This is a genomic window from Prevotella sp. tc2-28 (assembly GCF_900107705.1).
GTDB lineage: Bacteria > Bacteroidota > Bacteroidia > Bacteroidales > Bacteroidaceae > Prevotella.
This window is the reverse complement of the sequence record NZ_FNRE01000002.1, coordinates 327,786-341,964: the sequence shown is the minus strand read 5'-3', so window position 1 is coordinate 341,964 and position 14,179 is coordinate 327,786. Positions and strand designations below refer to the sequence as shown.

Sequence of the window (14,179 nt, the reverse complement as noted above, 5' to 3'; positions counted from 1 at the left end):
CTAACGTGTATGATTCCTGCATATCGATACTCTTTTCCCTTAGTAGATGGTGAACAGTACCTTGTCGTCCTGTTTCTCCTGTATGCGCACGATGTGGTCGGTGACATATCGGTACAGTCCTGAACTGTTAGTGACCACCAGCTGGTAGGGTTCTCCCACCTTTACGTCGGTCGAGAGGACGGTGGCTGCAGTGTCGTCGCTGCCCAGAGGCAGGTACTCGTGGAAACTCGTCGAGGGAATAGTCTCGAACACATCACTGTTGTCTGCTACCGCCCTTCCGTAGACGGCCTCCTCGGTATAGTAGTAGCCGTTGTTATGGGGTGTCTGTCCCGTATACACCTTCATCTGGGTTGTGGCATCGTAGTATTCTCCTGTGCCAAAGGCAACGATGCGTTGTAGATTGGGCCACAGGGCGTTGGCTAATGGCTCTCCGGAGTGGAAGGCCACTTCCACCTCGTTGGCACGTAGGGCGTCGATGCCCCGTATCTCTTCTATCAGCTCCTCGCGATGGGCTGACATATATTCGAACATGTCTGCAATGCGTCGGGTGTTGATGGCTACCAGTTGGTCGATGTCCCGGTCTGCGAGTGCATAGAAGCAGATGGTGCGCATCTCCTCGTGGGGATTGGTTTTGAAGAAGAGGTCGTCAGACATGGAGAATGTCGCACGGCGCTTGCCACGGGCAAAGTGGTAGTACCACATATATTTCTTGACCATCTCACTCTCTAATGTCTCTACCGTACATCCGTCGTTAGTCTGCTTCTGTCGTAGACCTACCAAGGCCACCAATAGGTTATGATGGTGCTTCAATGTGGTAGCGAAGCTCTCCATATAAGGGCGCATATGACTCTGCGTACTGGGCACCCGTTGTCCTTTGGCGTTAATCAGATACAGGCTGGTGGGTTCGGAGGTAAGGATACTGCTCTCCCCGATGTTGGCCTGCAGGTCCAGTAACCGCTTGTAGTTGCTTTGGTCGGTCATAGGCACCTTTTGCTGGTAGTCGGCAAGTGTCTCTATCTCGCTGAAGTGATAACGGCGTCCGAAGTCGGTAGTAGAGTTGCTGCGTAGAATCTTCATCATAGCCGACCATCCGTTGCGCTCGTCGTAGAGTGTCGGACTTGCCCAGGGGTTCTCGGGGTTACCCAGCACTTCGCGTGGCAGGTGGTAGTTCAGGTAACACTCCTCTGGACTGTGAATCTTCGAGGGTGTCAACTTCTTCACCTGCATCAGGTACGGCCGTATCATGTCGCTCAACGTGCGACGTTGGTCGATGGTGAGGTCAGAGCCCAGATAGTATTGTGTCAGCAGTATCATGAGGGTTGTCGCTGTATCGTTGGTGTCCACACCAATTGCTTTCAGATCGTCGATGATGTGTTGTGCTGACCGGAAGCAGTCCAGCAAGTCTTCATACGACTTCTTCTTGTCCTGGATGATGGAACCGCTGTTGATGAAGTAGTGGTACCCGATGAACTGGGGTAGGTAGCACACACGGTCAGCCTTCATCAGACACATTCCCGTATGCCAAACGTCCTCCACCCACATCACGTCCTTTGAGAAGAACAGGTCGTTCTTGAACAGGAACTCCGTATCATACAGACGTGATGTTGAGAAAGGCCACAGTCCACTGAACATCTTGTCTTGCTGGAAGTCTTTACGCTCCATCACGATGCGCCATTCAGTCTGATTCCATAATACCGTCTCCGTATGTGGATGCAGACTCTCTTTCTCCAACTCGTATTCGCGACGGAAGGTCACCACCTGCGACTTGGTCTCTTGCATCTCACGGATAGCCACCTCCAGACACTCCGGGGTGTAGCTGTCGTCAGCGTCGAGGAATCCCAGATAGGGTCCAGTCACCAGATGCATACCGTAATTACGAGGTGTGGCGGGCGTGTGCATCCCGTCTCTGAGTTCTTTGAGGATGACGTTCTTGTCGTCCTTGAACATCTCCGTTAGCGTCGGCATGTAGTGTGGCTCACTGTTGTGTACGACGATAATCCACTCTATACGCTCGAAACCAATGGTCTGTGCTCGCATCGACTCGGCACACTTCTCAAACATGCTCATATCCACGTTGTGGAATGGCGTCACTACTGACACTTGATACATTTTTATATTTAGTTTTATGTGTTGTCATTTGCTGAGTCCTGCAACGAAGAGCTTACGCATCAGCGAATTGCAATGTGTCAGGTAACGGAGTAGACGTATACTTGAGGGACGATAGAGCAAATCGGTCAGGATACGTTCCTTGCGCTTGCGTCGCAGGATGTCTTTGTTGGTCTCTTTAAAGGACTTGCCGGTGAGAATGGCTTCAGCAGCATTTCGTCCGGTGGCAAAGGCATAGTACAGTCCTTCGTAGGTCATCTTGTTGGGAAATCCACCAGCATCACCTATCAGAATGACGTTATCCATGCCTGAGTCAACTTCCTCCACGGGAATGTTGGCTCCGTTAATCTTGGTTTCTTGGATGCCTAACTTGTCGAGCACTTCACGGAACTGCTGCAGGGTGACATTGGCAGATCCGAGTCCGACAATGTCGCATCCTATGCTGGGAAAGAGGTAATAGTAGCCGTTTTTGTATTCGTTGGAGATGACACCCTCGATGACATCACTCCTTTCCGCTATACGTTGTTCCAGACATAGCACATTACCGTGGTAGTTGCCGACGACTTGTTTGCGTACACGACTGTTAGCGCCATCAGCACCGACGAGGTAGTTGCAATGAAGCTGTTTCCCTGATTTGAGAGTGACGGTAATGGTATTGTCTTGCGCTACCGTAAAACGGGAGAAGGCGTCCTGTATAAACTGTCCCCCAATCTGCAGGTATTGTTGTAATAGGGTGTTGTCGAAGTCCTTCCTGTTGACCAGTCTGATCGGCTCTGGCACTTCTATCATCTTGGGAGACCGATGGTCAATGCTTAACTTGATTTTCCCGATGGACTTATAGGTATACTCGATACCTGGGAAGATGTCTTCCAGGAGCTTATAGGCCTTGGGGGTAAGTCCGCCTCCGCACACTTTTTGCCTGGGGAAAGTGGCAAAATCCACCAAGACACATGTTACTCCCGATTTCTGGAGCATATAGGCGCAGGAGGTTCCTGCGGGACCAGCTCCTATAATAACTGCTTTTACTGTATGATTCATCATTTATTTGTTTTTGCTGGTCAAAAGTAACACAAATCTTGCAGAATACAAAATAAATTTGCTTTTTTTTGTATTTCACGCGATTTGCACTACCTCTGACCCCTTGGTCGAAGGTAGGCTGCATCTCGGAAAAAAAATAAATTTGGATTTATTTTGTATTTCACTCGATTTGCACTACCTTTGCAGACAGAAAAAGCAGTGTCACGGTTTGTCGCTGGTGCTAACCGCCTCTTTACGGAGAGGGTAGAGCACGAGAGGAAAGTCCGGGCAGCATAGGACACGCTACTGGTGAAAATGCCAGCTATTGGTGACAGTAGGATATGGGAGAAGAGAATGACCGCCTCGCTTCGGTGAGGTAAGGGTGAGAAGGTGGTGTAAGAGACCACCAGCCGGCGGGTGATCGTCGGGCTGTTCCATCTAGCGGCTGCAAGTTCGCGTATACCATCGGTTGAGGGTTGTCCGCCCAAAACTCCTTGCGGGTTACGATGGAGGGTGGAATGCTTGAGCTGTCAGGTAACTGGCAGACTAGATAAATGACAGACGCCCTTTCTTTGAAGGGGTACAGAACCCGGCTTATAGGGACACTGCTTTTTTTTAAATACTGAATGATTAACTTTGACAATGAAGGGGTGAGGGACGATGGATCGTATCATACGTTTTTTTCAGACAGATCTGTGGAGAATCACGGAAGGTGATGTCTCTCCACTGAAATTTCTGTTTTTGGAAGTGCTGAAGAAAATCGTGCTGGCTGTACGTTTCTTCACGGCTAAACGGGTGTTGCAGAAAGCATCAGCCCTGACGTATTCCACCCTGTTGGCCATCGTGCCCATTTTTGCTGTTGTCTTTGCCATAGCCCGTGGTTTCGGTTATAACAAGTTTATAGAGGTGTGGTTCCGTAGCGCCTTTGAGTCGCAACCTCAGGCGGCTGACATCATCATAGGCTTTGTGAACAGTTACCTGGTTCATACCAAGAGTGGGGTGTTCCTGGGCGTCGGTCTGTTATTCATGCTCTATACCGTGCTGATGTTGGTGAGCAATGTGGAAGACACGTTTAATGCCATCTGGCAGGTGAAGAAGCCTCGTAGCATCTTCCGCACGTTTACTGACTATCTGGCTATGTTCTTCGTGTTTCCCATCATCATCGTGATAACCTCGGGTATCTCCATCTTCATGGCGGCTATTGCCGACTCGATGCCAGACTTCCTGCTGCTGGGACCGACCATCCGCTTTCTGATAGACCTCATCCCTTATGTGCTGATGTCTTGTATGTTCATTGCCCTCTACGTCTTTATGCCCAATACGCACGTAAAGGTGAAGAGTGCCGTCATCCCAGGTATTCTGGCAGGTATTGCCATGCAAGGACTGCAGATATTCTACATTCATTCACAGATGTTTCTTTCCAGTTATAACGCCATCTATGGCTCGTTTGCCGCACTGCCGTTGTTCATGCTGTGGGTACAGATATCGTGGACCATCTGCCTGTTTGGTGCCGAATTGTGCTATACGAATCAGAACCTCGACTTCTACGACTACGACGCACAGACGGGTGAGATCAGTCATCGTTATCGCATGATGTTGGCTGCGCTGTTAATGAAGAGGATTTGTTGTCGCTTTGCCGATGGAAAGAAACCCTTGACAGCTATGGAATTACGTGAGGAGACGACCATCCCCATCCGTTTTGTGAACGACTTGTTGTTCGACCTGATGAATGCCGGACTCATTGTTGAGATAACCAGCGACGAGAAAGGGGAAACCTCACGCTTTATGCCGGCAGAGGACATCCATAACCTGACATTAGGTACCATGATAGACCGGCTGGAGTCTGCCGGTCAATGGAAGATAGACCTGAATGTCAGTGATCTGTTCTCCGATGAATGGGCAAAGGCTATTGAGTTACGGGGTTCATATCTGCGTGAAGCCCGCAAGATAGCTCTTAAAGATTTGTAAACCTTTTTAGCTGCAGTATTTTTGTATGAGAGCTACAAAACGCTGACCGTATTTTTGTTTCTTGTGTTCTCCGATTCCCGAAATAAACCCGAATTGTTCCAGTGTTGTAGGTTTAATGGTAGCTAACGAGTGTAACACCTTGTCGCTGAACACAATATAAGGTGGAAAACCTTCTTCGTTGGCACATTGCTGACGAAGGACGCGTAGGGCTTCAAACAGCTTTTTGTCCTCTTGTCCGGAAGTAGAGGCTAATCCAGGAATCGAGATGGACGGAATCTCTAAGTGTAATCGTTTTTTGGACTTCTGCGCTTCCTTTAACGTACGGTTAATCACACATAAGGTTGCCTTATCGCGTCCAAAGAGGACGTTATTGCCACTGGGGGTGATGCGCACAATGTTCTTTTGGTCATAGACAATCTCGATGAATCCCAACTGTAGCATCTGTAGGAGATAGTCCTGCCAGTCTTGTGTCGAGAGTTCCTTGCCCACACCAAATGTCTTCAGCTGGTCGTAACCCATCCGCTTGACAGTAGGTGAGGGGATGCCCTTCAGAATTTCGATGATGGTAGAAGTGCGAATTTGTTCTTCTGCCCGCTTGATGGCACTTAGCGCCATCTGTACATATCGTGTACCGTCGAACCGTTTCGGGGGATTCTCACAGATGTCACAATTGCCGCAGTCGTGGTCCATCTGCTCTCCGAAATAGTTGAGCAAGATACGTCTGCGACAGATGCCCGATTCGGCATACTCTTGCATCTGGCGCAACTTGTCCTTGTTCAGTTCCTGTTGTCCACTGTCCTTGGCAAACTGTTCCAGTTGGATGATGTCCGAGAGCGAATAGAAAAGCACGGTGTCTGCAGGAGCTCCATCGCGCCCGGCACGTCCTATCTCCTGGTAGAAACTCTCGATGCTCTTAGGCATGTTATAGTGGATGACCCATCGCACGTTGCTCTTGTCGATGCCCATACCGAAGGCGATGGTGGCACAGACCACTTGAATGGTGTCCTGCTTGAACAACTCCTGTGTTTGGTTACGTTCTGCCTGGTTCAGTCCGGCATGATAGACACCCGCCTTGATACCGTGTCCTTGCAGGAATTGCGCCACTTTCTCCGTATTCTTTCTGCTAAGACAATAGATGATGCCACAGCTCGTTGGACGCGCTTTGATGAAATTCAGGATATATTGTTCCTTTTCTTTTGTCGTGTAGCCTCGCTTGACGTCCAGGCTGAGGTTAGGGCGGTCGAAGCTGGAGATAAAGAAACGGGCATCGTGTAATCCGAGTTGTTTGACGATGTCCTGCCGTGTTACCTTGTCTGCGGTAGCCGTCAGTGCCATGATGGGAACCTGCGGGAACTCCTTGTGCAATACGTCTAACTGCGTATATTCCGGTCGGAAGTCATGTCCCCATTGACTGATGCAGTGAGCCTCGTCGATGGCAAACAGGGAAATCTTGATATGTTTTAAAAGATAAGGTATCTCTGTCAGCAATTTCTCCGGTGAGATATACAATAGTTTCAGCGAGCCGTCCATACACTTTCGTCGGATAATCGTATCGGAACTGTATTCGTTGCCGCTGTTCAGCGCTTCTGCCTCGATGCCGTTGGCACGCAACGCTTCCACTTGGTCTTTCATCAGACTGATCAATGGTGATACCACTACGGCTGTTCCCTGCATGGCGATGGCAGGAATCTGATAACAGATGCTCTTGCCTCCACCCGTAGGCATCAATACCACACAGTCTTTTCCATTCATGATGGTTTGGATGATTTCCGCTTGATTTTGACGGAAAGAATCATATCCATAATAGCGTTTTAGAATCTCTTTTGCCTGCATTTCTTCAATTTTTGCACAAAATTAATATTTTTTTCGGAAAAAATTGTCGATTATAGAAAAAAAATGACTATATTTGCAGTTGGAAATGTATAATTTGTTTCCTCAGGGTTTATGGCAAAGTATAATATTACAGAAAAAAAAGAGAAAGAGGCAGCTTATAGGTGCCTCGTGAGCCCTCAGTTGATGGACGAGATGAAGGAGAGGATTCTGAACATCATCGTCATGCAGAAGAAGTACAAAGACAAAGATTATTCAGCCAAGAAACTAGCCGATGACTTAGGAACTAACACACGCTACATTTCAGCTGTTGTCAATGTCCGCTTCCACATGAACTACACCTCGTTCGTCAACAAGTTTCGAATTGAAGAGGCGATGGCCATTCTTGTGGATCGCAGGTATCAGGATCTCAATATGGAAGAGGTCAGTGATATGGTGGGATTCTCTAATCGCCAGTCATTCTACGCATCGTTCTATAAACTGATGGGAATGACACCTCGCGACTACCGCCTGCAGCATTTGGCTCAGCATCCTCAGGAAAAGGTGAAGAAACAGGCAAAACGTGCGAAGAAAACAAAGAAATGAAGTATTCCGACGAACGTTTTGCGGACATTCAATTGCTCAGATACCGTCTTAACGGATTTGAGCAATTATCTTTGTCTCAGAAGATATTGGTCTATTACCTCTCGAAGGCTACTCTCTACGGACGTGATATCACCTTCGATCAGTTTGGACGCTATAACCTCCGCATCCGCAAGATGTTGGAGGTGATATATACTGACCTGACCATCCCACACGACACAACAGACTTTGCCGCGCTGGAAACCTATCTGAAGCGGGTGTGGTTCTCCAATGGTATCTATCATCATTATGGTTGCGAGAAATTCAAGCCGGGCTTTAGTGAACAGTATCTTCATCAGGTCTTGCATCAGGTGGACGCCTCACGACTCCCCTTGAGAGATGGTGAGACCTTGGAACAGTTTTGTCATGAGCTCTTCCCGGTCATCTTCGACGAGAACATGTTGCCTAAACGTGTCAACAAAGCGGATGGCGAGGACCTTCTCCAGACCTCTGCCTGTCATTTCTATGAGGACGTGACGCAGCAAGAAGCAGAAGACTTCTATGCGCGTATGAAGGAGGCTGACAAGACCAATCCTGCACCACTTTCCTATGGACTCAACTCCACACTGGTCAAGAAAGGGGGCGTTGTCTACGAGGAGGTATGGTCGGCATCAGGGAAATATGCCAATGCCATCCGTCATATTGTCTATTGGCTGAAGAAAGCCTCTGAGGTGGCTGAGAACGAACGTCAGCAACATGTCATTCAACTGCTTATCGCCTATTATGAGACCGGTGACCTCGAGCTGTTCAATGACTATTGCATTGAATGGGTTGGCGAGCATGACGGACGTATCGACTTTGTCAACGGATTCATAGAGGTGTATGGTGATCCCCTTGGCATGAAAGGTTCCTGGGAGGGCATCGTCGAGTATAAGGACCTGGAGGCCACCAAGCGCACGCAGACCATCAGCCGTAATGCCCAGTGGTTTGAAGACCATTCTCCTGTTGATGCCCGCTTCCGCAAGGCGAAGGTGAAGGGTGTCGTTGCCAATGCCATCTGTGCCGCTATGCTGGGTGGCGACGAATATCCCTCTACAGCGATAGGCATCAACCTGCCCAATGCCGACTGGATACGTGCCGAGCATGGCAGCAAGAGTATAACCATCAGCAATATCACCGATGCCTACAACAAAGCAGCCCACGGCAATGGGTTCAAGGAGGAGTTCGTCATCGACGAGTCTACACTGAAGTTGATAGAGCGTTATGGAGATGTCTGCGACGACTTACACACAGATCTCCATGAGTGTCTGGGACATGGTAGCGGACAACTGCTTCCCGGTACGGACCCTGATGCCTTGAAAGCCTATGGCAACACGATAGAAGAGGCTCGTGCCGACCTGTTCGGATTGTACTATATCGCTGATGAGAAACTGGTCGAACTGGGACTTGTTCCTGACCAGGATGCCTATCAGTCGCAATATTATACTTATATTATGAATGGACTGATGACACAGCTCATCCGCATACAGCCTGGTCATCAGATAGAAGAGGCCCACATGCGGAACAGGGCGCTCATAGCCCATTGGTGTTACCAGCAGGGTGATGTCATCCAGTTGGTGAAACGGGATGGAAAGACTTATGTGCAGATTTCCGACTATCAGCAGTTGCGCCAGCTCTTTGCCCGTCTGTTGGCAGAGATACAGCGTATCAAGAGTGAAGGGGACTTCGAGGCTGCCCGCCAACTGGTTGAGCAATATGCCGTGAAGGTGGATGCCGACCTCCATGAGGAGGTGCTGGCACGCTACCGGAAACTGAACCTGGCACCTTACAAGGGCTTTATCAATCCTGTGATGCAACCCGTGTTCGATGACCAGGGGTCTATCTGTGACATCCAACTGAACTACTCTGAGAGCTATGCGCATCAGATGCTGCGATATAGCTCAGAATATGCAACACTGATATGAATAACCAGACAGCGGAAAGAATCAAGCAGATCAAGCAGTCGTTCCGTCAGATGATGGATGGAGCGGTGGCCCAGTCGATGCGTGATAAGGGTGTGAACTACCACCTGAACTGGGGAGCCACCCTGCCTCGTCTGCGTGAGATGGCTGATGAGATAGGACCTGATTACGACCTGGCCATTGCCCTGTGGAAGGAGAATGTGCGTGAGTGTAAGATACTGGCAACCATGCTGATGCCTCCTGACGAGATACTTCCGGAGGTCGTCGATATCTGGATGGACCAGATACCGTCTCTGGAGATTGCTGAACAGTTGTCCTTCAACCTTTGGCAATACTTGCCCTATGCCCCGGAGAAAGCCTATCAGTGGCTGGCCTCGGAAAGAGAGTACGACCAGTATTGCGGATTCCATGTGCTCACCCGCCTTTTCATGAATGGACAGGAACCCAACGAACGGGGCATCAATGAGTATGTCGACCAGTTGCTGTCGGCATTGCAAGGTCCTTATCCTTCTGTTCGTAAAGCCGCTATGCAGAGTGTTGTCCGCTTTGCAGAACTGGGCCTGCTATACGAGCGATTGGCAAAAAGTGCCTTGAAAAGCATCAATTTAGATTTTTTTTAAATTATTATTGCCCTTTTCTGAATAATTTTTCGTAATTTTGTGCGGTTTTTAACCAGTTTAACCACATAAAATGAGAGAGAATATTAAAGAAACGGTCAAGGTCATCTTGGCCAACTATTTGGAACTTAATAGAAACAGGAAGACGCCGGAACGCTTTACCATCCTCGATGCGGTATATAGCATCAACGGCCATTTCACCCTTGACGAGTTGAGCGAAAAACTCGTGAGTGAATATAATTTTCCTGTTAGCAGAGCGACGCTTTACAATACGCTGAAGCTCTTCATCGAGTTACGTCTGGTCATCCGTCATCGACTGCAGTCAACGACAAAATACGAAGCCTGCTACGATAACAACAGTCATAGTCATCAGGTATGCACCATGTGTGGACAGGTGACTGAAATCAAGTCGCAAGAGTTGACAGAAGTCATTAACAGCTTACATACGAAGCGTTTTCGTAAAGATGGCTATTCCTTATATATATATGGAATCTGCAGCAATTGTCAGGCAAAGATGACGCGCAAGGCTAAATTAGAAGAAAAAAAGAAACTTCAAAAAAATAAGAAAGAAAAATGAATCAAGGAAAAGTGGATGTCCTGCTCGGATTACAGTGGGGCGATGAAGGAAAGGGAAAGGTAGTCGACGTACTGACTCCTCAGTACGATGTGGTAGCTCGTTTTCAGGGTGGTCCTAATGCTGGTCATACCTTAGAGTTCGAAGGTCAGAAATATGTGCTTCGCTCTATTCCCTCAGGTATCTTCCAGGGGGGTAAGGTAAACATCATCGGTAATGGCGTGGTGTTGGCTCCCGACCTCTTTATGGAGGAGGCGCAGGCTTTGGAGGCCAGTGGCCATCAGTTAAAGGAGCGCTTGCACATCTCCAAGAAGGCTCATCTCATCATGCCTACCCACCGTGTGCTGGATGCTGCCTATGAGGCACAGAAGGGTAAGGATAAGGTAGGTACTACCGGTAAGGGCATCGGTCCTACTTATACAGACAAGGTTTCTAGGAATGGTCTGCGCGTAGGTGATATCCTGGACCATTTCGAGGAGAAGTATGCCGCTCATAAGGCACGCCATGAGGCTATCTTGAAGTCGCTCAACTTCGAGTATGACATCACTGAGGTAGAACAGAAATGGCTCAAGGGCATTGAGTATCTTCGTCAGTTCCACTTGGTTGATTCTGAGCATGAGATAAACCGAGCCATTCGTGAGGGCAAGTCCATCCTTTGTGAGGGTGCCCAGGGTACGATGCTCGACGTGGATTTCGGTTCTTATCCTTTTGTCACCTCTTCCAACACCATTTGTGCTGGTGCCTGCACAGGTCTGGGTGTCGGTCCTAACAAGATTGGCGAGGTCTTTGGCATCATGAAGGCCTACTGCACACGTGTAGGTGCTGGTCCTTTCCCCACAGAGCTGTTCGATGAGACTGGCAAGAAGATTCGTGACCTCGGTCATGAGTATGGTGCCGTCACTGGTCGTGAGCGTCGTTGTGGATGGATTGACCTCGTAGCCCTTCGTTACAGTATTATGGTGAATGGTGTCACCCAGCTCATCATGATGAAGAGTGATGTGCTTGATGGCTTCGACACCATCAAGGCTTGTACCGCTTATCGTGTGAATGGTGAACTGACACGTGACTTCCCCTATAACATCGAAGAGGGCATCGAACCTGTTTATGAGGAACTCCCTGGTTGGAAGACTGATATGACGCACTTCACCTCCGAGTCCCAGTTCCCCAAGCAGTTCAGCGACTACATCGCCTTCCTGGAGAAGGAGCTGGAAACGCCAATCCGTATTATTTCTATTGGCCCGGACCGTGATCAAACCATCGTGAGAGAAGATTAAAGATTTAATTTTTAATCTTTCTGAAATTTAATATAATATGAAACCAAGTATTCCTAAGGGTACGCGCGACTTTGGCCCTATTGAGATGGCCAAGCGCAATTATATTTTCAATACCATCCGTGAGGTGTATGCACTCTATGGCTTCCAGCAGATAGAGACTCCTGCTATGGAGACCCTCCAGACGCTGATGGGTAAGTATGGAGAGGAGGGCGATAAGTTGCTCTTCAAAGTGCTGAACTCTGGCGATTTCCTCTCGAAAAGTAGCGATGACGAGCTGTTGGAGCGTAATGCCCTGCACCTGGCTTCCAAGATCTGTGAGAAAGGTCTGCGCTACGACCTGACCGTTCCCTTCGCCCGCTATGTCGTCATGCACAGAGAGGAACTGCAGCTTCCCTTCAAGCGTTATCAGATACAGCCTGTATGGCGTGCTGACCGTCCACAGAAGGGCCGCTATCGTGAGTTCTATCAGTGTGATGCTGATGTTGTTGGTTCCGACTCCCTGCTCAATGAGGTAGAACTGATGAAGATCGTGGACACGGTGTTCAGTCGTTTTGGAATCCGCGTGCAGATAAAGATCAACAACCGTAAGATCCTGACGGGTATTGCTGAGGTCATCGGTGCTGCTGACAAGATTGTTGACATCACCGTAGCCATTGACAAACTCGATAAGATAGGTATCGACAATGTTAACCAGGAACTGCGTGAGGACGGACTTACCGACGAGCAGATTAAGAAGTTACAACCGATTATCATGCTCAGTGGCACCAACGAAGAGAAGTTGCAGACAATCTCTACCGTGCTGAAAGACAGCGAGATTGGCATGCGTGGAGTAGAGGAGATCCGTACTATTCTCGCACCGCTTACATCAAACGGCTCAGCCCTCAAGAATGAGATTCAACTAGATCTTACCTTGGCCCGTGGACTAAACTATTACACGGGGGCTATCTTCGAGGTGAAGGCCCTTGACGTGCAGATAGGCTCCATCACGGGTGGTGGACGCTATGATAACCTGACAGGTATTTTCGGTATGCCCGGACTTTCAGGCGTAGGCATCTCCTTTGGAGCTGACCGTATCTACGATGTGCTTAACCAACTGGACCTTTATCCTAAGGATTCCGTTACCACGACACAGGTGCTCTTCATCAATTTCGGTGAACGCGAGACGGCATACTGCCTGCCTATTATAAATAAGGTACGCGAGAATGGTATCCGTGCAGAGATCTATCCTGACGCAGCCAAGATGAAGAAACAGATGTCGTATGCCAACGCCAAGCTCATTCCCTATGTGGTACTGGCTGGTGAGAATGAGATCAATGCCGGCAAGGTGACGCTGAAGAATATGGAAACAGGTGAACAGCAGTTGCTGACACCCGAAGAACTCATTCAGACATTGGTATGAAGAAAGTGCTTATGGCCCTGGTGGCCTGTCTTGTGCTGAGCTCCTTTCAACAGGAGATGACCACCACGATATTCATCATTGGTGACTCGACGGCAGCAAAGAAAGACCTCTCCACAGGCTCTCCTGAACGAGGGTGGGGTATGGCCCTGCAGTGTTACTTCACTGACCCTATCCGTGTTGACAACCATGCTGTCAATGGTCGCTCCTCGTTGTCGTTCTATAACGAGGGCCGTTGGCAAAAGGTGTTGGAGAAAATCCGTCCGGGCGATTATGTCATCATCCAGTTTGGACATAATGACGAGAAGCCCAAGGGTGATCGTCATACTGAGGCTGGTTCCACCTTCCAGTGGATGCTTGAGCGCTATGTCCGAGAGACACGTGAGCGTGGGGGCATTCCCATCCTGATGAACTGTGTGGTCCGTCGTAACTATACCGTCAAGGTTGATCAGAAAGGTGACGACGAGGCCTTGCGTAACACGACATTCAAGGATGCTCCCAAGGTCATTGAGGGTGACACCCTGGTCGATACCCATGGTGACTATCGAATGGCTCCCCGTCTGGTGGCTGAGCGTATGAACACCTATTTCATTGATGCCAACCAGATTACGCACGACTTGGAGACGCGACTAGGAAAGGAAGGTTCCAAGAAACTGCACATGTGGTATAAGCCCGGAGAACATCCGGCATTGCCAAATGGTCGTCAGGACAATACCCATTATAATATCTGGGGAGCTCATCAGGTGGCTCGTCTGTTGGCTGATGCGCTATGTCAGGAGATTCCCCTTCTTCGGAAATACCGGGCTGACGACAAACCCTGTAGGATGGAACAACCCCAACGATAAACCATAAAAATAGAGGTGAGAGAAAACTCA

At 49.0% G+C, this 14,179-nt stretch carries 11 protein-coding genes and 1 other RNA gene; 9 read left to right on the top strand and 3 right to left on the bottom strand.

Annotated elements, in window-relative coordinates:
- Positions 1-39: 39 nt before the first annotated feature.
- Together BLU47_RS03165 and BLU47_RS03160 are read right to left on the bottom strand one after the other, a co-directional pair.
- A complete protein-coding gene (locus BLU47_RS03165; protein ID WP_091958251.1) occupies positions 40-2,109 on the bottom strand; it encodes a GH3 family acyl-acid amido synthetase in 2,070 nt (689 codons plus the stop codon).
- A gap of 24 nt (positions 2,110-2,133) precedes the next feature.
- Complete coding sequence (locus BLU47_RS03160; RefSeq protein WP_176780425.1) at positions 2,134-3,144, bottom strand: NAD(P)/FAD-dependent oxidoreductase; 1,011 nt, start codon at positions 3,142-3,144, stop codon at positions 2,134-2,136.
- A 195-nt stretch (positions 3,145-3,339) separates the two neighbouring features.
- Between BLU47_RS03160 and rnpB the strand changes: the two genes are divergently transcribed.
- Both rnpB and BLU47_RS03150 read left to right on the top strand, forming a co-directional pair.
- Positions 3,340-3,736: RNase P RNA component class A (rnpB, locus tag BLU47_RS03155), an RNA gene on the top strand.
- Positions 3,737-3,783: 47 nt separating this feature from the next.
- Positions 3,784-5,091, top strand: a complete 1,308-nt coding sequence (locus tag BLU47_RS03150; RefSeq protein ID WP_091958247.1) for a YihY/virulence factor BrkB family protein — start codon at positions 3,784-3,786, stop codon at positions 5,089-5,091.
- A 6-nt stretch (positions 5,092-5,097) separates the two neighbouring features.
- On the opposite strand, the gene recQ is transcribed toward BLU47_RS03150, so the two are convergent.
- Complete coding sequence (recQ, locus tag BLU47_RS03145; protein ID WP_091958245.1) at positions 5,098-6,924, bottom strand: DNA helicase RecQ; 1,827 nt, start codon at positions 6,922-6,924, stop codon at positions 5,098-5,100.
- Positions 6,925-7,035: 111 nt separating this feature from the next.
- Between recQ and BLU47_RS03140 the strand changes: the two genes are divergently transcribed.
- From BLU47_RS03140 to BLU47_RS03110, 7 genes are all read left to right on the top strand, one after another.
- The gene (locus BLU47_RS03140) at positions 7,036-7,506 is read left to right on the top strand and encodes a helix-turn-helix domain-containing protein (RefSeq protein WP_091958242.1); all 471 of its coding nucleotides are present in this window, start codon (positions 7,036-7,038) and stop codon (positions 7,504-7,506) included.
- Positions 7,503-9,446: a dipeptidyl-peptidase 3 family protein gene (locus tag BLU47_RS03135; RefSeq protein WP_091958240.1), complete on the top strand. Its 1,944-nt coding sequence runs from the start codon at positions 7,503-7,505 to the stop codon at positions 9,444-9,446. Before BLU47_RS03140 ends, BLU47_RS03135 begins: the two co-directional genes overlap by 4 nt.
- Positions 9,443-10,063, top strand: a complete 621-nt coding sequence (locus BLU47_RS03130) for a DNA alkylation repair protein (protein WP_091958237.1) — start codon at positions 9,443-9,445, stop codon at positions 10,061-10,063. The genes BLU47_RS03135 and BLU47_RS03130 overlap by 4 nt, the downstream gene beginning before the upstream one ends.
- A gap of 70 nt (positions 10,064-10,133) precedes the next feature.
- Entirely contained in the window at positions 10,134-10,637 is a 504-nt protein-coding gene (locus BLU47_RS03125) for a Fur family transcriptional regulator (RefSeq protein ID WP_091958234.1), read from the top strand.
- Complete coding sequence (locus BLU47_RS03120) at positions 10,634-11,908, top strand: adenylosuccinate synthase (protein WP_091958232.1); 1,275 nt, start codon at positions 10,634-10,636, stop codon at positions 11,906-11,908. The genes BLU47_RS03125 and BLU47_RS03120 overlap by 4 nt, the downstream gene beginning before the upstream one ends.
- A 37-nt stretch (positions 11,909-11,945) precedes the next feature.
- Positions 11,946-13,307, top strand: coding sequence for a histidine--tRNA ligase (gene hisS, locus BLU47_RS03115; protein ID WP_091958229.1), 1,362 nt, complete (start codon positions 11,946-11,948; stop codon positions 13,305-13,307).
- A complete protein-coding gene (locus BLU47_RS03110) occupies positions 13,304-14,149 on the top strand; it encodes a rhamnogalacturonan acetylesterase (protein ID WP_091958226.1) in 846 nt (281 codons plus the stop codon). The genes hisS and BLU47_RS03110 overlap by 4 nt, the downstream gene beginning before the upstream one ends.
- Positions 14,150-14,179 lie beyond the last annotated feature (30 nt).